The 23,809-nt window shown below is 32.3% G+C and carries 22 protein-coding genes; 2 read left to right on the top strand and 20 right to left on the bottom strand.

Features of this window, described 5'->3' with window-relative positions:
- Positions 1-4: 4 nt before the first annotated feature.
- Both RMR19_RS14680 and RMR19_RS14675 read left to right on the top strand, forming a co-directional pair.
- A complete protein-coding gene (locus RMR19_RS14680) occupies positions 5-175 on the top strand; it encodes an Arc family DNA-binding protein (protein WP_310604245.1) in 171 nt (56 codons plus the stop codon).
- Positions 176-275: 100 nt separating this feature from the next.
- Positions 276-446 carry an Arc family DNA-binding protein gene (locus RMR19_RS14675; protein WP_310604244.1) on the top strand — a complete coding sequence of 57 codons (171 nt, stop codon included), beginning with the start codon at positions 276-278 and terminating at the stop codon, positions 444-446.
- A gap of 408 nt (positions 447-854) precedes the next feature.
- Here RMR19_RS14675 and RMR19_RS14670 read toward each other — a convergent pair whose 3' ends face one another.
- From RMR19_RS14670 to RMR19_RS14575, 20 genes are all read right to left on the bottom strand, one after another.
- On the bottom strand, positions 855-974 hold the full coding sequence (locus tag RMR19_RS14670; RefSeq protein WP_310604243.1) for a putative holin-like toxin: 120 nt from the start codon (positions 972-974) through the stop codon (positions 855-857).
- Between the two features lie 344 nt (positions 975-1,318).
- Positions 1,319-3,817 (bottom strand): FtsX-like permease family protein, encoded by a 2,499-nt coding sequence (locus RMR19_RS14665; protein WP_310604242.1) that lies wholly within the window; start codon positions 3,815-3,817, stop codon positions 1,319-1,321.
- Position 3,818: 1 nt separating this feature from the next.
- Positions 3,819-4,520, bottom strand: a complete 702-nt coding sequence (locus RMR19_RS14660; RefSeq protein ID WP_310604241.1) for an ABC transporter ATP-binding protein — start codon at positions 4,518-4,520, stop codon at positions 3,819-3,821.
- A 262-nt stretch (positions 4,521-4,782) separates the two neighbouring features.
- Positions 4,783-5,394 carry a TetR/AcrR family transcriptional regulator gene (locus RMR19_RS14655; RefSeq protein ID WP_310604240.1) on the bottom strand — a complete coding sequence of 204 codons (612 nt, stop codon included), beginning with the start codon at positions 5,392-5,394 and terminating at the stop codon, positions 4,783-4,785.
- Between the two features lie 65 nt (positions 5,395-5,459).
- Entirely contained in the window at positions 5,460-6,296 is an 837-nt protein-coding gene (locus RMR19_RS14650; RefSeq protein ID WP_310604265.1) for a helix-turn-helix transcriptional regulator, read from the bottom strand.
- 67 nt (positions 6,297-6,363) lie between these two features.
- Positions 6,364-7,344, bottom strand: coding sequence for a hypothetical protein (locus tag RMR19_RS14645; protein ID WP_310604239.1), 981 nt, complete (start codon positions 7,342-7,344; stop codon positions 6,364-6,366).
- Complete coding sequence (locus RMR19_RS14640; protein ID WP_310604238.1) at positions 7,334-7,882, bottom strand: RNA polymerase sigma factor; 549 nt, start codon at positions 7,880-7,882, stop codon at positions 7,334-7,336. The genes RMR19_RS14645 and RMR19_RS14640 overlap by 11 nt, the downstream gene beginning before the upstream one ends.
- Before the next feature lie 207 nt (positions 7,883-8,089).
- Entirely contained in the window at positions 8,090-8,758 is a 669-nt protein-coding gene (locus RMR19_RS14635) for an HAD family hydrolase (RefSeq protein WP_310604237.1), read from the bottom strand.
- A gap of 167 nt (positions 8,759-8,925) precedes the next feature.
- Positions 8,926-11,634, bottom strand: coding sequence for a hypothetical protein (locus RMR19_RS14630; protein ID WP_310604236.1), 2,709 nt, complete (start codon positions 11,632-11,634; stop codon positions 8,926-8,928).
- A complete protein-coding gene (locus RMR19_RS14625; protein WP_310604235.1) occupies positions 11,634-14,675 on the bottom strand; it encodes a hypothetical protein in 3,042 nt (1,013 codons plus the stop codon). Before RMR19_RS14625 ends, RMR19_RS14630 begins: the two co-directional genes overlap by 1 nt.
- Before the next feature lie 70 nt (positions 14,676-14,745).
- Positions 14,746-15,396: a DUF4231 domain-containing protein gene (locus RMR19_RS14620; protein WP_310604234.1), complete on the bottom strand. Its 651-nt coding sequence runs from the start codon at positions 15,394-15,396 to the stop codon at positions 14,746-14,748.
- Between the two features lie 241 nt (positions 15,397-15,637).
- On the bottom strand, positions 15,638-16,246 hold the full coding sequence (locus RMR19_RS14615; RefSeq protein ID WP_310604233.1) for a hypothetical protein: 609 nt from the start codon (positions 16,244-16,246) through the stop codon (positions 15,638-15,640).
- 78 nt (positions 16,247-16,324) lie between these two features.
- Positions 16,325-16,759: a ParB N-terminal domain-containing protein gene (locus RMR19_RS14610; protein ID WP_310604232.1), complete on the bottom strand. Its 435-nt coding sequence runs from the start codon at positions 16,757-16,759 to the stop codon at positions 16,325-16,327.
- Positions 16,756-17,574 (bottom strand): TrmH family RNA methyltransferase, encoded by an 819-nt coding sequence (locus RMR19_RS14605; RefSeq protein WP_310604231.1) that lies wholly within the window; start codon positions 17,572-17,574, stop codon positions 16,756-16,758. Before RMR19_RS14605 ends, RMR19_RS14610 begins: the two co-directional genes overlap by 4 nt.
- 65 nt (positions 17,575-17,639) lie before the next feature.
- Positions 17,640-18,380, bottom strand: a complete 741-nt coding sequence (locus tag RMR19_RS14600) for a CD3324 family protein (protein ID WP_310604230.1) — start codon at positions 18,378-18,380, stop codon at positions 17,640-17,642.
- 211 nt (positions 18,381-18,591) lie between these two features.
- Positions 18,592-20,526, bottom strand: a complete 1,935-nt coding sequence (locus RMR19_RS14595) for a [Fe-Fe] hydrogenase large subunit C-terminal domain-containing protein (RefSeq protein WP_310604229.1) — start codon at positions 20,524-20,526, stop codon at positions 18,592-18,594.
- A 131-nt stretch (positions 20,527-20,657) separates the two neighbouring features.
- The gene (locus RMR19_RS14590) at positions 20,658-21,485 is read right to left on the bottom strand and encodes an MBL fold metallo-hydrolase (protein WP_310604228.1); all 828 of its coding nucleotides are present in this window, start codon (positions 21,483-21,485) and stop codon (positions 20,658-20,660) included.
- A 120-nt stretch (positions 21,486-21,605) separates the two neighbouring features.
- Positions 21,606-22,085 (bottom strand): 23S rRNA (pseudouridine(1915)-N(3))-methyltransferase RlmH, encoded by a 480-nt coding sequence (gene rlmH / locus RMR19_RS14585; RefSeq protein ID WP_310604227.1) that lies wholly within the window; start codon positions 22,083-22,085, stop codon positions 21,606-21,608.
- A 45-nt stretch (positions 22,086-22,130) separates the two neighbouring features.
- The gene (locus RMR19_RS14580) at positions 22,131-22,646 is read right to left on the bottom strand and encodes a hypothetical protein (protein WP_310604226.1); all 516 of its coding nucleotides are present in this window, start codon (positions 22,644-22,646) and stop codon (positions 22,131-22,133) included.
- Between the two features lie 150 nt (positions 22,647-22,796).
- The gene (locus RMR19_RS14575; RefSeq protein ID WP_310604225.1) at positions 22,797-23,447 is read right to left on the bottom strand and encodes an SGNH/GDSL hydrolase family protein; all 651 of its coding nucleotides are present in this window, start codon (positions 23,445-23,447) and stop codon (positions 22,797-22,799) included.
- Positions 23,448-23,809 lie beyond the last annotated feature (362 nt).

Raw genomic sequence — 23,809 nt, 5'->3', positions numbered from 1 at the left:
ATAGATGCCATTTCAACTATCTAAATTCACTTTGCGAATAGATTCTGAATTACTTAAAAAGTTTCGTTTTGTAGCCGATTATAATGCTCGGTCCGTCAATCGTGAAATGGAAGTCCTTATAAAAAAACACGTTAACGAATTTGAAGAAAAACATGGAAATATAAATCAGGTATAATATACAGCACTTTACAGCCGTCATCATGCCGTCAAATCTTCTTTAAGCCGTCATTTAGTCGTTATAATAAAGTCATTCTTTATTGATGGAGGTATTTTTTATGCGGTCTGATATAGCAAAGTTTACACTAAGAACGGATACTGATTTACTAAAAAAATTTCGCTTTGTAGCTGATTATAATGCTCGGTCTGCTAATCGTGAAATAGAAGTCCTTATGAAAAAGCACGTTGATGAATTTGAGAAAGAGCATGGTAAAATTACATTTGAATGATTTATAATATCTTTTTTCTAAAACCTTAAACTCCGCTCAAAACTTCAGTCATTTTTTGAGCGAAGTTTGAATTTATTTTAATAATATCTGTTATAAAATAGTAATCTAAAATTCTATATTTGTGTATTGCCACCTTTATAGTCTACCTGTCGTATTATCTATATTTTTCAATGATGCTGATTAAAATGAAATATGTATATTCTGAAGATTTTGAAACATCTGAGACACCTATTCTCATCTACAACAAGGTGTGTTGAGTTGCGATGGTCTGAAAGAACTTGAAATGATTAATAAATTATGTTATATTAAATATATAGAAAGCACCCACTCCAAAGTGGATGCTCCCGAGAAAAGACTTAGTTACCTCTCATTGAGAGGCGCCCATTCCGTTTGCAGACGGGGTGGGCATTATTTTTTTCTCTTGTTTCTCTTATCGAGAAAGGCAAGAAACGCAACAATCAAGCTACCAAAAGAAATCAATAAACTGATTATCCCTATAAATATCATAATGATATCCGCTGCTGTCATGATTACGCACCTCCCTTCCTATGTATTCCGATGAATCGGTTTTCATTGGCTCGGGAGGCTACCACCCTGTCATGGGTACTTTCCGTTTAATAATTTTAGCACACATCCTTGACAGTTTCAATCGGAAATACTCCCGTCAACTAGAGACTTCCGAAAAAATAAAATAGTTCTCTTTCTCTTGATTTGACATTTCCTCCATAGACATATATAATATTATCAGAATCAAAAAACATTTAATTTTGTTTTTGTAAGGACGGCGTTACGACGGCGTTCTATTTTTTTGTTTAAAACACTCTCAAAACGACATGGAATCTCTTAATTTTACTAGATTCTCACTTGCCCATCTACTCCCTATTCTTCAACACCTCCGCTGGAACAATCTTCTTTAATCTCGCCACCAACATCTGATTAATTATCATATACAACACAATTACAAAAGCATAGATGCCAACATACAACTGCCACGTAAATTTTAGATTAATCCCACATGCCACATTAGACACCAGATACGGATACAAAGCATCCATAATTATTTTTGCTAATGGAATGCATATCACTGCCCCGATTGAAACTATCATGAAATTACCATTCAAATATAGCTTTCGAATCTCCTTCATTCTATATCCAAATATTTTTACAAGTGATATATGAAATGCCGACCGATCTATCATCACTTTTAACATCAGATACATAACAACTGCAAAGATAATTGCCGATACCGTACACATCATTATAACCAAAGACTGCATCTTCTCAATAAATATATCCGAAGCCTTGCTAATATCCTCTTTTGTTGTAGTTGCATACAATCTTCCTTTTTCGATATCAAGTTCTTTGCCTGAAAGTACTACATTGTAGTAATTGTCTTCCACAGAAAACAACTCCCGCATACTAGTAATATCCATAAATGCATATAATCCTACTGAATATTGCATTATCTCACTAACTCGAAATGCATAGTCAACCTCGGCTTCTTCATCTGCTAATACAACTTGATCTCCAACTTTCAGACCATACTTTTGCGCCATGGCACTAGAAACTACAAGCTGATTCTTTCCTTCCTTTACTTGCACATCCAAATATGGATTATCCCTATCTATCCCCATAATCGTTACATCAAAATGATATCCAAACCTTTCTTTTTTTAATACCTTTGCATAACATGCTTCCCCACCTTCTGGTATCTTTTCCTCTGGGTACTTATATGTATACATATATTCATAATGGATATCTTCTTTATTTTCCTTACCGATATGCATACACAAAACATAGCAGTTAATTCCTATCATCATAATGAGTAGTGAAATGAACATTCCAAACACTACGGTTACTCCTGTTCTTGCCTCTCGCATCATTTGCTTAATCTGAAATCTCCTTACAAATCCCATATCCCCTAGATTAACATTTGTTGCTTTCCTAACCTTTTGTTCATTCTTTATTAATTTCAATGCCGGTGCTGAAAGGCGTTTTTGTATTACTGCACAGTTTACAAGCAGAGCAACAATGGAAGGCATAATTAAGCTATAGATTAATAAATACACTGGATAAATACGTTTCAAATCAGGCATTGAAAAGTATGAGTAGGATTCCCTCATTTGCACTGACACCCCATACTTACTAAAACCGAAAACTGTTCCAATTACTCCTGCAATACATGTTATCAAAACAGGAAGTACAAGATAATGCACCATCAAGTCCCTTTTCTTAACTCCTAGCGCATATAATGCACCTATCACACTGCTTTCCTTTTCAATTCCATGAATCACAAATACAGAAATTACATAGGTAAATAAAATCATCACAATAATTCCAGCTACAAGCCCTGTTACTTTATTAATTCTGTTATCGTCTGCCGCTGTTCCTATCCTTGGATTGTCATCTGCCTTTAGAAAAAATGTCATATTACTTACATCGATATCAAAATACTCATCCATAAGTGTATTTGTACTATCTTGTAGTTTTTTTATGCCATCATAAAGTGCATCACTTCCTTCTGCCATTGGCTGTATCTCTTTATAAAATGTACTTGCTTCATTTAGTGATGATGATAACTCCTTCGAACCATCTACAAGCTCTTCCATTGCTTGTTTTAACTTATCTTTTTTACCTATCGAATTATCCCAATACTCTTGAAAATAAATATCATCCACATCGTCTTTACTAAACTTAATCGTATTTAATTCTTTCTTTAATTCTTCATACGACATACTATCATCTAAAAGATACGCATATTGATATTGCTCGGATTTCTCACTCTTTCCTGATTCTTTTAAACTTGTATATGCCTCATTCACGACAAATGCTAAACCAAATTTTTTACTGTCTATTACACTGTCAGATAGATTTTCCAATACGGATTCATAATCTGGTACTGTTCCAATTCCAGTAATTTCAAATTGAATCCCTGCAATTTCTACTTTGTCACCAACCTGCAAACCATTTTCTTCACAGTATCGCTTTTCTAACACAATTTCATTTTTGTCCTGTGCCAACTTCCCTTTATTGAGTACGATTTGATTTATATTCTCTCGATTTGCAAAAACTCGAAGAGTACTGTTATCCTCTTGTTTAAAATCCATACAAAACATGTTCTCAAGGATTAGTCCTTCTGCTATGAGTTTTTCTTCCTCTTCTTTTGTAAGTGGAACAAATACTCCAAACTCGCCATCTTCAACATGATTTTCGATTCCATTTTCCTTCATTCCAACGATAATTGTTTCTGCTGCTCCCACCACACTAACAATCATATACATTCCTAATGCAATTAACGCACCTAGAGCAAAATAACGTAAGAAATTCTCTTTTAAATCTCTAAAAATTCTCCTTCTTAGTATCCTTTGCATTCTACAAGTCCTCCAATTCAGCCGCTGGCACTCTAACATCATTCTCGTATTCTTTGCTAATTTCTCCGTCTTTAATGACAATCACTTTATGTACCATATCTTTGATGGCGTTGTTGTGTGTTACAATTAGCATGGTTGTTCCGTACTTTTGGTTAATCTTTTCTAAGAGAATTAGGATATCCCTTGATGTCTTCGAGTCCAGTGCTCCTGTTGGCTCATCACAAAGAAGTAATTTCGGATTCTTTACCAATGCTCTGGCAATTGCACATCTTTGCTGCTGCCCACCTGATAATTGCGATGGAAGTTTATTCTGGTGTTCTGTCAATCCTAAGGTTTCTAACAGCTCATTGATATCTAATGGCTGCTTTGATAAATACTCACACACCTGTATATTTTCTTTTACCGTAAGATTTGGTATCAGATTATAAAATTGAAATATAAAGCCCAAATTATCTCTTCTATAGTCGCATAATTTATCTGGTTTTAATCCGAATATTTCTTTTCCATCTACCTTAATAGAACCAGAATCTAATGTATCAAGCCCTCCGATGCAATTTAAGAAAGTGGATTTTCCCGAACCGCTTGCACCTTGAATCACACACATTTCTCCTTGCTCTACTCCTGTAGTAATTCCTTTTAAAACCTGAACGTAGCTTTCATTTTCTCCATAGCTTTTTTTCATATCTTTTACTTCTAAATACATAGTATCAGCCTCCTTTTTAATCTATAAATTTTTACTCAATTGTCAAATTCTTTGTAATCTTCAAAGATATATTAATATGTTTTATGTCTATCGCTACAATTTGTCAAATCGTATGTACACAACACATATTTTCAACGTAATTGCTATATAGTTACTCAACATAACAGTGTTATCTAAAATTTATTTTTATAGCTACATAATACAATTTCTTTACAAAATATAATTGTATTACATAGCCATAACTTTGAAATGAAACATTCCTCTATCTAAACATTCCATTCCAACCTGACACCAGATACTTAATCGTTATCTCCATATGTTTCATTGCCATCTCTTCTGATTCCGCATGTGTTAGTACATGTGCAAACATATCTATCTGTGTGTGCGCAATCCAATGAATAACAAAATCATTGACTGGTTTCACATTCGCATTAACAGCCATCTTATCCGCTACCAGACGATAATGCTTTTCTGTGATTTCTACAAACTTCTCCACACTCTGTTCATATCTTGAACCTTGCGATTTCATCAGCACAAGATGAAATACATCATAATACTGATACATATAGTGAATGATCAATTTTGCAGTTTCCAAATCCTCTGAAAAGTTTTCTACCATTGTCATTCCTGTATTCACTAGCTCTATTTCTTCTTGATAATGTGCATTCATTACCATATATAATTTCGAAAGTGGCTCTTCCACCAATGCTGCAAACAAATCCTCTTTGTCCTTAAAAAAGAAATATAACGCTCCTGTTGTTACACCTGCATTCTTACATATATTACGAAGCGAAGCCTGCATATATCCCTTCTCCATAAATTCCTTTTTTGCACTAGACAGAAGATTTTCTCTTGTTTCATTATCGTGTTTCAAAGTATACCTCCAGTCTAATTTAAATAATAATATTATTTAGATAACAGTGTTATGTTATCTTGTTTTTATGATTTTGTCAAGCTAGCTTTTAGATATTCTTCTACCATTGGGTAGTATTTCTCATCTGGCTTTGCATTTTCATAATAAAACTCTAATGATTGTACATGAACTACATTTGCATCAATTTCAACAATATCTGTATTTTTATAAAATATTTCGTCTGTGTCAGTTTCTTGGAATTCCTCATACAACATACATCTGACTCTTATACCTTCAAATTCTGTGTCGTAATACTTAAACCCTGGATAAGATTCTACAAATTCCCCATCCTCGTTAAAGAAATCTAGTACGCTCTGCTCCTGTTTCCACTTGAATGTCAAACAGATTTTATCAAGTTTAAACTCTAAACCCTGAGCAAAAATCATTGTCTTACCATCTATTTTAAATTTCAAATCTGTCTGCTGTAATTTCTTCACTAGTTGTAATAATATGCTCCAGTCCTTTTTTTGCTTCATATTATTTGTGCTGATATGAAAATTACATGTATTTTGTATTTCCTGTTCTACAGTTGTTTGTTTCGTTAATGATGGTAATTCATCTTCCCAGCCACCCGTTATCTCTAGATGAATCTGTATTGGCTGAAATACTCTCAATTGGGTATTTGTCCTTCTTATAAAACTCGGTGGAAATCCATAGAAACGTGTAAATGCTTTTGAAAATGCCTCAAGTGTTTCATAACCGTATTTCAGTGCAATGTCTATAATATGTAATCTTGTAGTTTGAATATCATATGCTGCCATTGAAAGTCGCCTATTTCGTATGTATTCCATAATTGTGATATCAAAAATGCTACGAAATAGTTGATTGATTAGATTACTATTCAGGTAAAAATGATTTGCAATACAATCTAGGTTTACCTCTTCTTATCCTTATCCATATATTTCTCTTGAAATTTATTCCATTCCTTGTTTACCTAATGAATACTTCTGTTCCATTAATTTTAATTGCCTTAATACTGCTCCAATCCATCTTTTTCGAAAAAGTATATATTTCTACATAGTTACCTTTGTCATCTATATAATTGCCACTGCCTGAGAACCATTCATTATCAAATTCGATCCTATTGTTAGTAATACTATGGAAAAACCCACTACTCGAACCGTCTAAGAATTCTAATGATATCTCCATGCTTACATTATCCTCTGTTACATTTTTTAGCGTTCCATAAATCATAAAACCAAGTTCAGAATATTCCATCTTATGAAAAACAACTTGATGCTCCTCTGTTGCAGGTACACTTATGTTTACTTTCTCTAACATCGTTGTTTGAGGTATTACAACTTTGACTTTTTTGCGGATCCCTTCTAGAGAAAATACTAATTTTCTTTCGTTTTTCTGCTTATTAATATCATAAAACGAAAACGAAAAATAACGTATGTTCTCTGTTGCTAATTCTTCTAGCTCGCAAATACTATATCCAACATGTCCAATATCTACAAACTTATTTATAATATCTTCCTCTTTAAAGTTTTCTTTTAAATCCTCAGATATTGCTTCCACAGATACTGTTACCCAACCTGTATTCGTATCAGAGGTAATATCAATTACAGTTAATTTATAGTCTTTATTCTGAACCGATTCGCCAATTGCTAATACTTCTGTTTTAGAAATACCTAAAAGCTCTGAAATAATAATTTTAACCTCTTCACTCGCTGTTACATATGTAAAACCACTAAGGCATAATATCATAACCGCAACCATTGCTACTTTAGAAAACTTTTTTGAATACAACTTAGAATTAGCCGTCTTTTCCTCTCGTACTCGTCGTAATGTTTCCTTCTTTATCTTCTCCTCGTTTATGCTACCTTCTCTTCCTGAATCTGTGCTCATTGCTACATCTTCATCGTCTAATTTCCTAAATATATTTTGTATGTTTATATTAATTTTCATAGAACTCTCCTTCCTCAAATCTTTTAACAAGCTCCTTTTTTCCTCTATAAATCTTTGACTTAACTGTGGATAATGGCAGTTTAAACTTCTCTGCTATTTCCTCTAGCTTAAATTCATAGAAATAGTAAGCAAGCAAGATATCTCTATCTGGATATTTAAACTCCCCAAGTAGCTTCCTTACTGCCTCTACTTGCTCCGTTAATACCAAATCCTCTGCTATATCGTTGACTTCCACTGTTATTACATCTTCTTCAAATGTATAATCATTCCTACTCTTCACTAGTTTCTTCTTCGTCATATTCCTTGTAATCTGAGCAATATACGGCTTTAAACTTTCTGTTTGAATTAGGTTATCCCTGTTTTTCCAAACAGCGTAAAATACATCAGAAGAAACTTCTTCGATATCTTGATTTGTTAGCAGTTGCCCTCCAATGCGAGTTGCAATGGCAATTACATACGATATGTACTGCTCCATCAATGCTACAAGAGCTCTCTCACTATTCTTTTTTAACTTTTTTATAATTGTGCTGTCTCTCATACTACCTCCTTTCACTTAACAATACCCTCGATTAATATATAAAGTTTCAATTTTTTCAAAAAATTTTACGGCATTTTATGGATACTTTTCATAGATACAGCAACTATGAAATTTTACACTAGTAAAGGATAGTTATACATGTCCAAATGAACTTGTCATAACTATCCTCAATTGATTCTCTTTATTTTTATTCATAGCAATTCCGTATTATGTAAAATACTCTGCAATCGCTTCCATTACTGAATAGATTGTATTTGATTTAACATATAAATCCGCTTTTCCCTCTAATGTTTCATCATGATTAAATGCAACAGAAAAGCCAACCTTCTCAAATAGTGGTACATCAGAGAAGGAATCGCCTACAGCAAATACATCTTCCATGTTTCCACCCAAACTCTCCACAATACTTTGTACATGTTCTATCTTATGTTTACTTGAACAAACTGTTGTTCCAATTCCAACTGTACCATCTTTGAGTACTTCATGAACCGTACCAAACACCTCATCAAATCCATACTTCTCCTTGAAACATTCTGCAAATAAAATATTCGATGTAGTAACGATAATAGGCTTTATTCCAGCTTCTTTCAAAGTGTTGACGGTTTCAGCAATGCCATCTACGATTGGTAACAAATCAAAATGTTCTTTTATATAATCTACAGTGAGCTTGTCCATAATTTCTGATACTGATACCATAAAAATGTTAGAGTCAATTCTTCCTGCTTTTAACTCATTTTCTAGTTGAATCACTTTATCTTCAACGTTGAGTAGTTTTGCATAAAATAGATTTGATGTCGTTCCTTTTATTAAAGTGCCGTCCATATCGAAGCTTGCTACCTTGAAATGGCTTTGTAATATATCGGTGATTGGGGTCATGTTTTGTTGATTCCTTTCGTTTTGTTCAGGGTGTCAGAGATATGACGATAAGAGCTTGTATAGTGATTTATTGATTGTTTGACTTGTTTTTTTTGTTTATAACAGGTAACACTTACCGCAAATATAATAAACATATTACTACAATAATTTTATGTATTAATATATATTTACATACTATCCACTAATCTTTCAAGTTCATCGTATATTTGTTGGTCTGTTTGATTTCTTTGAATAAATGATGCATCCATACCATTTTTTCTTAATTTATCTATCCAAGACAGTGCTGTTTCTTTACCAATACCTCTTTCTAGCATTCCATAATAAATGTATGCTAATTCATTTGAAACGTTAGTATTAAATACTGTAGGGTCATCTGAATTTACGCAAGTTAATATATTATCCTTTTCTTTTTCAATACTGCTTATTTTATATATATGATTTTCGGTCACTATATCCAAATCTCCAATTACTAAATTTGAAGAAGGATTGATTTCTATCACAATACCTAATCTACTGAAATTATTTCGAACAATACTCTGCAATTCCTGAATAATTATAATATCTTCTTCCGTAATCTCATAATTAACAGGATAGTACATTTGTGATACATAAAACTTACAGTGCCTAGCAAATGTTAATTTGGTACTATCCCATATTAGTCTTTTTTCTTGTTGTTCCTTGCAAAAATGCTGTTCTTCTGCTTCTTTGCACATATCCAACAATTTACTTGCTTTAAAATTGTTTAAATACCCATCAACAAGAACTGCTGTTGTTAATCCTCTAGTAGTTCCATATATCATTTTAGCAGTTTTATATATCACCTCTTCCATATATGCAAGTATCGAGGCTTCAAACTTTGCATAATTATGGCTTAGTATGTGATATGCCCAAAGATAATTATCAAGGATTTCTATTCTTGGCATCACAACTACAGGATTACTTACTCTCCATTGAATTGGATCAATGCCAATTGCTGTTCCATGTCCAATACGATCTCCTGCATGAAACTTGAGATTTGTAACCACTTCATCCATTCTCCTCAAACCCGATAATATGTGTCTGAAATCTTCACCAGCATGAAACGTAAATCCTAAACTCTGTCTAAAACAATTATTATAACTTGATAAACCTATAGGCTCAACCGTACTGTCACGAGCTATTTCAAAAACAGGAGTAAACGTCCAAATAGGCGTAGAATTTTCTAAACTAGCTGCATCTATTCCAACTAGATATTTTGTAAGTTCTGGATTCTCCTTCCTTAATTCAATAAGGTTTTCTATTTCTTGAATATAATTGTCTTGTAACTCACCATACTGCAATTTACGATGATTTACTTCCCCCAAGGCAATGCACTTATCAGGAATTGAATCATCATAACGCTTTAACAGATGAAAAACCAAGCCAACTTTAGGCATTCTTCTTTGTACTATATATTCATTATTGTGATTTGTCACACAATAATCACTACGTAAAATCTGCAAATAAGCTTGTAAAAAATCCTTTACCATTTTTCTAAGTTCAGAACAGTTTTTATGTAAGCTAACACGAAATTCTATTTTTGTTAAATCCGTGTTTTGAAACTGTGCCCGAATCGCCTGTTCCCAAAATTTTGTATTCTTTATCCTATTAAGTTTTGAATTCTTACTATACTTTTCTACTTGAAAGTAATCTAAACCTTTAATCGTTTTCTGTTGTACAGACGTATTAAATACAAAATTCTTAATACGTAAATATTGTACTATTAGCTCATTTATACATTTTTGTTCAAGGCTTTTTTCTTCGGATAAGAAATGCTTCATAGCATAGTATAAAAAAATAATTTCATCATATGTCTTTATAGTGTTATCTACTTTAAAAATAGCTCGTACTAGATTACAATCCCTATGCTCTGACCATTTAATATATTCTAATACTTCCTCCCAAAGTGATTTCATATAGCCATCTATTTCTTTGGGATTATCTTTAAAATGCTGTTCATAAAATACACGCAATTCTTTTCCCGATTTGAACATGTTAACAAAAAATTTCAGCTCAATGTTTTCATTGTTATCACTATCTTTATAATTTCCCAAAACCCCATAATTAGTCGCTATCTCTATAGAAATGCATGCACGAATCAATCTACATGCACTTACATAAAACTGTAACTCCGTTTTTGAAACTAAACTATGATTGTCCAAAGGGAGCATTAAATATAGATGTTCATCCTCTCCACCTGTATATTCCATTAGTTTATCCCATATATTAAGAAATGTTCTTGATACCCCACTATGTAAATGATTTTCGGCAACACCTTTTTGCAATATCTTTGCTAATAATTGATCTGCAACCTCAATATTTCCATAATAGCTATTAAAACAATACATATCTTGTTCGTCATCACCATTTACATTCATATAGGTCATAACTATAAAATCTAATGGTACATGACGCATCAAACTATGGAATAAATAGATTTTATTATTTCCACTAAATCCACCAAGTAAATCATTATCTTTATCATTCTTCCAATATTTAAAAACTATTTTCCCATCCCTTTGTGAAATAAATGATTGTGCCAGTGCCTTAAATAAATTAACATAAAAATCATGGTTACTTTCTTGTTCACTATATAAAAAACACATCTCACAATACAAATTGATTTCATCGTATGAGTTTACAATATAATTCCTACCAATATAATGAATTACGTCTTCTTTGATTGATTTTTTCAAACTTATTATGGATTTCTCCAGGTTTTCCCTATTTGTCAAATCATCTTTAATACTATTTCGAACTCCTATAAACTTTTTAAGCTTATCCTCATAAAAAAAATCCAATGAAGTGAACGGATAGCATAATACTCCTAAATAGCGATTAATTGAATCATTTATCATTATTTACTACCTGCCTTAGCTTTATGAAATAGTTTATCCAACCTTTCCTCTGTTATCCTATTATTATCTTCCACTCCATTGTTTATTTCTTCAATAAACATACTCAATACTGCTCGGTCAGCTTGTTCATGTGACAGAGATAGTAGTTCTGTAAATTGCGACATAATCTCCGCTTTTCTGCTTATCTCTACCAAATTCATCTCTTGTGATTTATATACTATATAGTGACACAGAAGAAATTGTAAATATGATATATCTACACTATCATCAACATCATAATAACATTCATTCAACGCATTTACCATTTCACTTGCTTCATACCTTCCATACCAAACATTTAAATTTGTAGATAATGATAAACATTCAAAATAGAATTTAGAAAAATTCACCTCCTTTACTTTTCTATTAATATTTGAATAATTACCTATTTCATTGCTTATTGCACTAGCAAGTAATTTCTTTGCTTTAGTCTTACTAACTCCTTTATTACTAATTAAAAACTTCTTATAGCTTTCTTCTAGATTTGCAAGATTGATACTTTCTTCCCAACAATAAGCTAAGACCAAATTTTTTATTTCTTGAACGATAAACGTTTTTATACTATCACAATAATTCATTTTCCATAAATTATTTTGAGTTATATTTTGAATTATTTTTCTTCGATCAATATATTCTTCTTTTTCTTTCTCACTTATCGGAATTACGATTTTATTTAGTTTATACTTATCAGCAGAAACCTTTACAAAATTCACCTCCTCAAATATTTTTTCAAAATTATTTTCACTATTCATCTTTTTTATAAATGAAACTATATCATTATTATATCCAATCAATTTTGAACTCTTATCTATTACTAACATATACAATAGATTTTTTATGAGAGTTCCATCTAAAATGCTTGCATCAAAGTTTAAAGCTAATGTATCGAACACAGCAGAACAAATATTTTTATCTGTACTCTTCGATACATTCATTTGTATATAATTAAATTCGCTACCAAAATCTTCATACATATCTTTAATTAAATCTTGCATAAGTTCTCCATAATTTTTATTATCTTGTAGATAACAATAAGATTGTAATGCATAAAAAAAACATACAATAAGTGTAGATAATAGTTCGTCCAAATCATCAATACGCGATTCATCTTCCATAAGATTTACATTTAAACATTCTACAATCTTGTCCATAGGAAGATTATTAAATAGGTATAGACTTATTTCCATTTTACATTTAAATAGAATACGAATTATAAAATCCTTCATACAAAATCCTTCATAACGCATTCCAATAAACTCCACTGTTCGAAAAACTCCAGTTCTATCAAGACTTTTTTTTACTTTCATAGTAAAATCACTAATACTTAGATCAACTGCACCATAATATAGAGTATTATCCTCATTAGAAGATATATCTTCACTTTTATTCATTTTAGGCAATATTACTTTTAACTGATCACTACATACTCTTTTGGATACTACCGTTGAAGATAACAACAAATATAGTGTTTTTTCTTTCATATTATTATAATATTCACCTATAATATCAACTACATTGCTATTCAATAACCGATGCGCAAAATCCATTAATATAAATAGTTTAAATTTCACATCTTTTTTTAGTTCATCATAACTATCACCACTTGAATTAATAATTGGTTCGGCATTTTCAAAGATAACTTTTGAATCTTCCTCTGTTCCTCCTAAAACAATCATATCATTAAAAATCTTATCCCTCATACTATTATAGCTTGGATTAGATGCAACTATTGTCTCTATTATTAATTTTCTATCACTTAAGTCAATGCTTCCATCACTCTTTGTTTTGCTATTTATTTCCAACAGCACATTATATACATTATTTAGACCTCGAGATGTATCATCAAATAGGTTATACGTATATGATAAATTGCTATACTTATCCTTTTCATCTATCTCATAAGAAGCATTTAATTTTACATATCTAAAATAACTTGGTTGGACATATGCTTTTAATGTATCACAAAGCAAATCGCTCAAAGTCAATCTACTATTCTCCAAATCTATGGCATAGTTTCCTCGTTCTGATAACGTCCAGCGTTTAATAGCGTGACGAAACACAGGTGGAATAATTTTCTTTAAATACTCATATGCTAAAACTTGTTTCCGCTCTAATAATGTTTTATTATTATCTCCTAAATATGCTGTATCAAAAATAGAACTGTCAAGGGCTTTCTCTGCTCTTAAAAATTCTAAAGTAAGCGCCTCCTCAAATGTTTCTAAATCACCTGAAATAAATGTTACAATTCTTGAATTAGATAAATAAGATAACAAGGTCTTTACAACATCAGAGCAACGATGTGTACTCAAATCAATATCATCAATGAAGATATAAATAAGTGCTTTCTGTTTTTCTCCTTCCGTTCCCAGTAATTCATTAATAAAATCATTAAATTTTCTAATAAACTCAGTATCTGAATTAAAAACTTTAGCTGACTGTTTCACATAATCATTTTCACTTGTAAATTGATTTAGTAAAATATCTCGATAGTCTTTCTGAATATATGTATACTGTTTAATAACTTCGTTGTATTTCTTTATTAATATGTGTTCCCGCTCACACATATAAATTTGACTTTTCTGTTCCTTTATGTATTTCTTATGTCTCTCTTCTACTATCGTACTGAACATTCCTAATATTGTCGCCATCAATGTACTGTGAGTAGACATATTTTCAGGAATAATAATTGGTAATATTACATCCATATCTTCATTATCTTCTGAGTCATTAATTCGTTCTCTCACTGTTTTTAGTAGTGATGTCTTACCTGCTCCTCTACAACCTAGAATACCAATATTATTTGTCTTTTGATCTATTTCTCTATGATAATCCTTTTTTTTCTTTTGATTTTCGTTTTCATTTTCAATTTGGCGCTTAACAATCTCTGCTGCCTCTTCTCTAATTGCTTTTACTTGTTCAAATATCTTTTCATATGTAGGAAGTATTAATTTACATTCATTCTCCGTTAATACTCTTGCACCAATTTTGTTTGCTTTACTCATATGTACTCCTCTCATATTTTTAACTTTCCTATACCAAGAAATTAAGCAATGTATTCTGCTCTCAGCTATTTCACTTCTCTTCTTTTGTTTGTTCTTTTGTTTGTTCTTTTGTTTGTTCTTTTGTTTGTTCTTTTGTTTGTTCTTTCGTTTCTTCTTTTGTATTTGTATGAAGCTCAAACCATTGCTTGTGTTCTTCGTCTATCACGTGATTGATCTGCTTTACTAATTTAGATTTTAAGTCTTTATAAATATCATAGCCTTCTTCATTCTTATGTTCACGATAACCTTCTACTTCAATTAGATAATCTGCTACATATTGTTTCACTTTCTCTGCTGCGCTTCGATATTTTGTCCAGTTATCTTTGTAATGCATCAATCCATTTATAGATAATGCAAATGCTGCTACACTTGCTATTACGCTATTTACAATACTAAGATATTCCCCGTTTCCTAATAAATTAATTGTTGGTATAGAAACATTTGCCGCTATTGCAATAATACTAAAAAGCTGATAGAATCTTTTATTACTTGTTGCTTTATCGATGTACCAAATAAGTAAATTGCTTATTCGAAATCTTAGTGCATCATCATCAATCATATCAAGCATTCCTAAGACAAACTGTTTCTCATGTTTAGGAATTTCCTTACTGATACTGTATCGATTCCAACTAGTTTTAAATCTTCTTTTTTTTAATCTTGTTTTTTCTATTTCTTCTTTCATATTAATCCTCCCTTGACTAAAAACTCAATATACTGTTACTATTTTAATAATTATACAACAAATTCCATATTCTTTCTACATTTTATCCTGTTTTATATATTTTTTCTTCTCTTATAAAAAAAACGTTCCTTTATAGCACCTATGATATGCTTCATCATAACTACTATAAAGGAACATTTTTATATGACTAATAATCCAAAATATAATTCAGATTTTTTTATATTACTTTCTTAACTCTTTGCTATATATCAGTTCTCTTCATCCACCCAATCACATAATCACTCACTTCCGACATGCTTTTTTCACTCGTATCATATATATCAAATTCCGTATCACCTAAACTTGTATGCGTCTTAAAATAGTTATTGTAATCTATAGAGCTTTTAATCCAGCCTTCATCAACAATTCCTCTTCCTTCTGTCATTCGACTTCTCAAAGCATCTTCATCACACACAAGAGCCAAACAATGAATATCACTAAAGAATCTGCTATTGTAAGTATGTTTCAGCTTATCAAGATTACCTGCCATTGTCCAAAGTACTGGCTTTCCACTTTGCATAATATTCTTTGACAAACTTTCAAGCTGTTCAACTTGTGCGTAATAATCTTCCTCCGTCGCACCCGGCATAATGTTATAAAACATATCCGCGTCTAAAACAACAACATCCATCTGCTTTTTCATTATTTCAATCCCTGTGGTCGTTTTTCCAATCCCGCTACAACCAGTTAATATATATAATGGCAACGAATTGAACTTCCATGTATCTCCGCATTTCGGACATTTAACCTGTCCATTCATAACTTCTTTATCCCAATTATGATTTCCACATTTTGAACAAATTCCTATCATCTTAATACCTCTGCCTTTCTCATATCCTACAATCTTTGGATCACAGACACAAAGTTGCGTATAATAAATCTTGATTTATCACACTAGTTTCATCAATTTATTATAATCTTCATCCTCAGTAACCCATAACACAACATACACATATTCCATTTTCAGTTGCCTATACATTTCTAATCTGTGTCGTCCATCATTTACTTCAAATCTTCCTTCAACATAGTTCACAATCAGCGGTGGAGCATCCCAGTGTTCAATGTATTCCTTCATCTTATCTACAATTGCAAAAAAATGTTTGATAGAATTATCATCTTTCAAATACTTAGGCGCACCACTTTCTATATTGGATAAAAGCTCTATTGATATCTTTCTTAATCCAATATAATGCCTTTTCTCCAAAAGCAAACCATCTGCCAATGCTAAATTTTTACCATCGTTGCGCAGAAAAAGCTGTATCCACTGCTCTATATTCCCATTTTCCGTATATTCTTTTGCTATACTATATGTACCATATATCATAATTTTGTCCTCTGTCTTACCACTTCATACATCATGATTGAAGCTGCGCAACTTACGTTAAACGATGACGCAACTGCCTTTTCTGCCATTGGTATGCTACACAATTCATTACTCTTCTCTTTATAGTGATAGCTCAATCCCTTTGTTTCATTTCCAATCATCAACATAAGTGGTGATGTCAAATCCAGTTCACAAATTGTTTTTTGAACATGTGCTGTAGAACCAATCATTTTAAAATCGCTATACTTCTTTCTTACATTACAAATAAATTCATCCAATTTATTATTATCCAATATTCTTACTATCTTCAAAGAAAAAAACGAACCCATTGATGATACAATTACGTCTGGGTCATATATATCTACAGCATGTCCTATTATAATAAGCAAATCTACCCCAAGCGCATCACATGACCTGACTAATGTACCAAGATTGCCCTTGTTGGAAGGTCTATCAAACAGTACAAAAAACGGATTTGTAGATAACTCTATCTGCTCAAATACATTTTCTCGCATTTCAACAACTGCCATCAATTCTGATGTATCTTCTTTACTACTTAGTTCCTTCATCAATTCTTTAGAAAATCGATAATTTATATTTGTCTTAACTTCATGCAGTATATCTTGCGCCCAATCAGATATCTTTCCCTCTATAAAAACAAAATATTTAATATTCCAGCCATTACGTATTGCCTCATTAATATTTCTTACTCCCTCAACAACAAATTCCTTGTAATAATTTCTCTTCTTACGATTTGTTTTTAACACTAATATATGTTGATATATATTGTTTTTCACATACACTTCTATAACCATTTCTCAACTCCTTGCATACTTTTCAGAAAGTATACCAGAAATCTTCTACAAAGATTATTCCAACATCACTTTAAAACAAACTCGGTATATGGCGAATATTTATTCATAAAATCTGTATAATCGTGTTCTGATGTACACCACATTATTACAGGAAAATATGTAACATTTTCTCTTAGTAATGCTTCAAATAATGGACTGTTACAATTAATTTCAAATTCACCATCTGTATAACCTACAATAATAGGAGGCAAAATCGTATTATTTCTAATCTTTTCTCTCCAACTCTCCACCCTACATTCAAATACTTCACCATTAACCTGCCACTTCATATCCTCTTCAGGACCACTATTTCTTACAAGTAAACTCAATGGCATTGCCAATGGTCCAGCGTAGTATCTAGTTTCTTTATACAAACCATCTGAAAAGACTTTATTCTTTCTTTCAAATAGAAGGTAGGTGTGAATCCACTCCTCTAAAAGTTGATTATCATTATACTCTTTTGCAGAATTGATATCTGGACAAAAAACAAGCTCACTAGAGTCTTTTCTGGAATAAACAATCTTCTTTACGGTATCCGCTGACAAGCAATATTCCTTCGCCAATTGCTGCACTGTTATCCCATATTTAAATTTATTAATCAGCATTCTATTACGTCTTTTAAAATATTTCTTTTGACCGGAAACCTCTCCCCACGTCTTTGCCTCTGCTTCCTCTTTAGGAACATAAAGCAGTGTTCCACCTGCATATTTTTGAATTTCCTTTAATAATTCTGCTGGAAGTACATCCAGCGCATTTAAATAATTCATTTTTTCTAATCCTTTTTATATAAACATCTAAGTCTATAACTGCATGTAAATTTCGAAACGGGTTACCCTCTTTAAGCGTTTGATGAATTTTCAACGACTTATTCTGTTCACCTATGCAAAAAGAGCAGACAATTACTTTTGCCTGCTCCGCAATCATATCATACTGCTCAATAATTCGCAATATGATACCAAATGTTGGTTCATGTGTATACTACTGCTCACTTAATATTATATTCGTTTGCTCGATTACATCTTTCACATGATCCGCCATCTGAGATACCTTATCCATAGAACTCTTAATTAAAAGACTCTTATCCGATGTTTGCCCAACTTTTTCAATTGCTGTATCTACAACTGTTAACATTTCTCCTGTCGTTTCATTGAAATTCTGAATAATCTGCGTAACATCTTCAATGGCACGATGAATTCCTTCATCATTTTCCCGTGCATTACCAACAGATGCCTTTGAACTACTTGATAAATCTTGAATATTAGATGCAACTACAGCAAAACTTCTTCCTGCATCACCAGCTCTTGCAGCTTCTATTGATGCATTTAATGAAAGCAAACTAATCTTACCTGCAATCTTTTCTACATCATGTGTCATAATATTATATGATTCCACACTCTCATTAATATTTTCCATAGAACCTGATATGTTTTGATTCAACTTATTCAGCTCATTCATGTGTAGCACAATGTTTTCCATTTCCTTGCTACTAGTCACACTTACATCACGAATGATGTCCGCCTCTTCCTTAACCTTATCAATGTTTTCAATCAACTCAGAAAATATAACCATCAGTTCATGATTTCGCTTTAATACTTCTTCGTTAACTTTTGCAACTTTGCGTCGCTCCTCACGAATATATTTCATCATATATTGATGACAATTTTCTTTTTCATTGATTCCTCTTACCAATGCCATAGCCATCTCTCGACATTGCTTATAGCCACAAGCATGACAATCAAAATGACGTTCTCCTTCTGTGACTTTGCCAAGTTCCAAAAACGCCTTTTCAATTTGCTGCTCTGTAATCTCAGCAGTATTTTTCTTCTTCACTTTATATATACGCATAAAATCATCAATATTTAATTTTTTATCAAACTCTTCAAACTGTTTATCTAAACCTTTTTTTGTTGTTTCTTTTTTACGAACCGCCCTCGCATAATGCTCTACATCGTGCATAATATTATTCATTATAAACCGATTATAATCCATGCCTGTAGCAGGTCCACCATTACATCCATTCTCACAGTTCAACACATCAAATACTACCGGAAGTACACTCTTCTTCTGCAAATTATAAGTATCTAAATCGTCATATAATTTTTCAACACCTTCCGAAGTGATAACATCTAATCCTGGTTCATGAATTAATAGGTTCGTCATTAATCCACCTGGCTTAGAATAAATTGCTCCTTCTAATCCCTGTTGAACATCAAACTCAAATTCACTATATATCTTAACCTTTGGTAAATCTACATTGTTTTCGTTAAAATATTTTTTCAAATGTTCCATTGTCACATTGTAATCAATAACTCCTGTTTCATGAAACTCATCGATTTTCGCAATGCATGGCGAAATCGCTGCTATCTTTCCTTTATACCCCATTACCTTTCTCATAAAAATTGCAGTACACAACATAGGACTATGGATTGGAGATAGACTTGATATCAACTCTGGTTTATGATGTTCAATATAATTTACCACTGCTGCACATGGTTGTGAAATAATCTTCGTATCAGGATGTTTTTCCAAATAACGAAGATGCGCCCAAGTACATATATCAGCCCCATATCCAACATCGTAAATTGCCTGCACTCCATGAATCCGCAACCATTGCAATGCATGTCTCCAATTACCATCAAAAGCTATTTTAATCGCAGGTGCTGCAATCAATGCAATTTCTTGCCCCGCTTTCAAATCTGCCAAAAACCGATCTGTATCATCCTGAAAATATCTAGCCTCATGTGAACAAATCTTAATACAAGCACCACACTTAATACATTTTTCATCGTTAATCTCAATACGTAGCTGTCCATTCTCATCCTTACGAGCAACATTAGCCTCTCTCGCTGGACATACTCTAACACAAGCATTACACCCTACACATTTCTCAATTTCAACTAAAATTGTACTCAATGTTGTCTCCTTTCCACTGCCATCATCCCCCTGAATAACCACAGTGCTCTTTAGTTTTTTATATCCTTATGTAAACTAAAACGGTATGTTATATTATAACATATTTTGTGCTTAAATATAAGACTAATAAGTTAGCTTTTTCTTGGTTGTAAGATAACCCTTTCTCCATGTTCTCCAACCCAAGCCTTTAAATGTGGATATTTAACCCTAAGATAACGTGTAAATAATTCTGGATTCTCACTATTCTCCGAAAACATCTCATAATGTCCTGGAACTACCAAATCCGGTTCTATATACCCCGCCAAATCCGTAGCTTCCTGATAGGTCATATTTCCAATAATATTGTTTTCTAATCGTTTTGCGTCTCTACCGTTAATAGGTAGAAAGATTGCACTAAAATGACTATTCTCCTTTAATTTCTTGTATAACTCTGGATAAATACAAGTATCGCCTGCATGATAGATCTTTACCCCATTTCCCTCAATTATATATCCTAGACAAGGATACTCTCCTGTTCTCTTATCTTGATTTAATGCTTCATGTGCTGAAGCAATTCCTCTAATGGAAATTCCATTTAAATTAACATCTACTCCATCATTCAGACCAATAAATCGTTCTTCTTCTATCTCTAAATCCTTAGCTAAAGAAGGAAGGAGTATACTTGGGGTAATAAATTTAGCATTTGGAGAACTTTTAGACATTTGATTCCACGATGAACGATCAATATGATCATCGTGGTCATGAGTACCTAATATAATATCTGCATTTCTTACCTCACTTGGATTTAATAATGTAGGTATATTCCTTGCATTACTATCTTCTAAATATGCGTCAATATAGAGAATCGTCTGATCTATCTTTATAGCATATCCCATCTGACCAAGCCACCAAAAGGCTAATTCTCCATAGTTTACCTTACATTCATTAATATCATTAATTAATTCTGTTCCTATTTTCATATGCTACCTTCTTCTATAAAATATTCTTTGATAAACTTATACCATCTATCCGAGAGTGAATTGTCAAACGGAAGTCAAAGCGAATTTCAAGTTGTTGTAATGCTTGTGTTTACTAGGGTTCTATTTATGATACGGTTCACCTTTCATAATCCTATACCCCCTATAAACCTGCTCCAACAACACCATCCTCATCATCTGATGTGGAAATGTCATCTTCGAGAAGCTAAGCTTATAATCAGCTCTATCTAGTATTCTCTTATCCAAACCAAGAGAACCACCAATAACAAAAACCACATTGCTATCTCCATTGACACCTAACTGTTCCATCTTCTCTGATAGTTCTTCACTGGTCAGCATCTTACCTTCAATGGCAAGAGCGATTACATAGGCATTGTCCTTTATGTATCTTAGAAGCTTGTCACCTTCTTTTGCTTTGATTTGAAGCTCTTCGTTTTCTGATGCGTTATCAGGTGTTTTCTCGTCGGGTACTTCTATAATTTCTAATTTGCAATAACGACTTAGTCGCTTTGTATATTCATCAATCCCTAATGTAAAATATTTCTCTTTAATTTTTCCCACACATAAAACTGTAATTTTCAATGTTGTCTACTTCGCCTATATTTTATACTTTTATCAATTCCACCATCAACTTAGCTTATACACTCGATATATAATATAGATTCTAAGTACAAGCATATAAACTACAATACAGCTCCCTAATGGATTAATTCCCACTAAACCAATAATACACAGAAGCAAAATTCCTATAATGTATAAAATCTTATATCGGCTTAACATTTTTTCATTTTCACTTGCGTAATCAAGATTTCCCTTTGCTTCCAACATCTTTATCATTCCATCAAAGAAATAAAAGACAAACAGCAATTCTATTGCTGAAACCATTGCAGATACAATATAAGCATTCGTAACAATATCATTCCAAACTCCGAATAAATCTAATAGCTGAATTACAAATAATATTAGACTCATCTTTTTTGCGTTATTTATCTGCGGTTCTTCCTGTACTTTGGCTATTGCATAAACTCCAAGTACTACAAGAAGCCAGCCAAAAGCACTCGGAAATATCTGTACTGTTCCTAAATTAATATGAAATGTTGCCAAGAATAATCCTAAGCTTATTTTCTTACAATCCTTCCCCACTTCGTTTCCTCCCTTTTGAAAACTAAATAAATTCACTTTCTATGACATAAGTATATCATGTTGCAACAATAATTAACACGTAAAAACTTCGGTTTTCATAGACAAACACTACTAATTTAAATTTCAAATTAGTAGTGTTTGTTTTAATCTTTATATAATACCATAGTAAAAACCTTCTACAAGTTCTTTCACTCTAGTAACAACCAAATTTGCTAATTGTTCATGCCCTTCTTCATCAAGATGTTCACGGTCTTTTGTACTTGGTTCTGCCACTGTTGAAGCATCAAGAAAACTGCAGTTATTACTAAGTGCGATTCGTTTCAATTGTTTGCTTAACTGTAACGATACTTCAACCGACTTTTCATCAAATTCTGGATCAAAGCCATCTTCACCAACACCTTTTGCTAAATGGATAGGTGACAAAATTACAATTCTTGTCTGATTACCAGCAAATTGGCGTACTTGCTCAATAATCTGCTCTGTACCTCTTGCAATCGTACCAGCCGATGCACCATATCTTGTCTTGCAATCATTTGTTCCAAGCATAATAATTACAATATCAATTGGATTGTGTGTTTCAATAATCATTCGAATTGCATCAATTCCTTTACGATTCGGGCGAATCTCATCCTCAAAGACTGTCGTTCTTCCACACAATCCTTCCTCAATCACAGTATACTCATCTCTACCAAGTATCTCCTGAACTCTACCTGTCCAACGAATTGTTTCATCATATCTTCCAAGTCCATCTGGTCTGTATCCGTATGTATTGGAATCTCCAAAGCATAGTATTCGTTTCATATATTATAACACTCCTCTCTACAATGATACCTTATTGATAACTTCTTTTTTTTGCTTATTTTTCTACCTAGTTTATATTACCATATATACCAACTAGGAATTGTATGAATTTAATTTTACTTCTATCACTTCCAATTGTCAAGGAGATTTTGTTTCTTTTCAAAACGTTTCTAAGCCGAAACTTTCTACTAATCCATTTCCACAAAAAAAGACGACAACACCCACTTGAGCTAAACTCAAATTAGTATCATCGTCCTTGCATTTTCATTTATTCATTATCTTATTTACTTAAAATCTCTTCAATCACACGAAGTTCTTCTTCTGTAAAGTCAAGTTTATCTACAATTGCAATATTATCTTTG

The sequence above is a fragment of the Anaerosporobacter sp. genome (assembly GCF_031551385.1).
Taxonomy (GTDB): domain Bacteria; phylum Bacillota; class Clostridia; order Lachnospirales; family Lachnospiraceae; genus Anaerosporobacter.
This window is presented reverse-complemented; position numbering and strand designations above follow the sequence as displayed.

Excerpts from the sequence above, each read along its gene's own strand:
- RMR19_RS14680 (WP_310604245.1), top strand. The coding sequence starts at position 5 with ATGCCATTTCAACTATCTAAATTCACTTTGCGAATAGATTCTGAATTA.
- RMR19_RS14675 (WP_310604244.1), top strand. The coding sequence starts at position 276 with ATGCGGTCTGATATAGCAAAGTTTACACTAAGAACGGATACTGATTTA.
- RMR19_RS14670 (WP_310604243.1), bottom strand. The coding sequence starts at position 974 with ATGACAGCAGCGGATATCATTATGATATTTATAGGGATAATCAGTTTA.
- RMR19_RS14665 (WP_310604242.1), bottom strand. The coding sequence starts at position 3,817 with ATGCAAAGGATACTAAGAAGGAGAATTTTTAGAGATTTAAAAGAGAAT.
- RMR19_RS14660 (WP_310604241.1), bottom strand. The coding sequence starts at position 4,520 with ATGTATTTAGAAGTAAAAGATATGAAAAAAAGCTATGGAGAAAATGAA.
- RMR19_RS14645 (WP_310604239.1), bottom strand. The coding sequence starts at position 7,344 with ATGAAAATTAATATAAACATACAAAATATATTTAGGAAATTAGACGAT.
- RMR19_RS14640 (WP_310604238.1), bottom strand. The coding sequence starts at position 7,882 with ATGAGAGACAGCACAATTATAAAAAAGTTAAAAAAGAATAGTGAGAGA.
- RMR19_RS14635 (WP_310604237.1), bottom strand. The coding sequence starts at position 8,758 with ATGACCCCAATCACCGATATATTACAAAGCCATTTCAAGGTAGCAAGC.
- RMR19_RS14630 (WP_310604236.1), bottom strand. The coding sequence starts at position 11,634 with ATGATAAATGATTCAATTAATCGCTATTTAGGAGTATTATGCTATCCG.
- RMR19_RS14625 (WP_310604235.1), bottom strand. The coding sequence starts at position 14,675 with ATGAGTAAAGCAAACAAAATTGGTGCAAGAGTATTAACGGAGAATGAA.
- RMR19_RS14620 (WP_310604234.1), bottom strand. The coding sequence starts at position 15,396 with ATGAAAGAAGAAATAGAAAAAACAAGATTAAAAAAAAGAAGATTTAAA.
- RMR19_RS14615 (WP_310604233.1), bottom strand. The coding sequence starts at position 16,246 with ATGATAGGAATTTGTTCAAAATGTGGAAATCATAATTGGGATAAAGAA.
- RMR19_RS14610 (WP_310604232.1), bottom strand. The coding sequence starts at position 16,759 with ATGATATATGGTACATATAGTATAGCAAAAGAATATACGGAAAATGGG.
- RMR19_RS14605 (WP_310604231.1), bottom strand. The coding sequence starts at position 17,574 with ATGGTTATAGAAGTGTATGTGAAAAACAATATATATCAACATATATTA.
- RMR19_RS14600 (WP_310604230.1), bottom strand. The coding sequence starts at position 18,380 with ATGAATTATTTAAATGCGCTGGATGTACTTCCAGCAGAATTATTAAAG.
- RMR19_RS14590 (WP_310604228.1), bottom strand. The coding sequence starts at position 21,485 with ATGAAAATAGGAACAGAATTAATTAATGATATTAATGAATGTAAGGTA.
- RMR19_RS14575 (WP_310604225.1), bottom strand. The coding sequence starts at position 23,447 with ATGAAACGAATACTATGCTTTGGAGATTCCAATACATACGGATACAGA.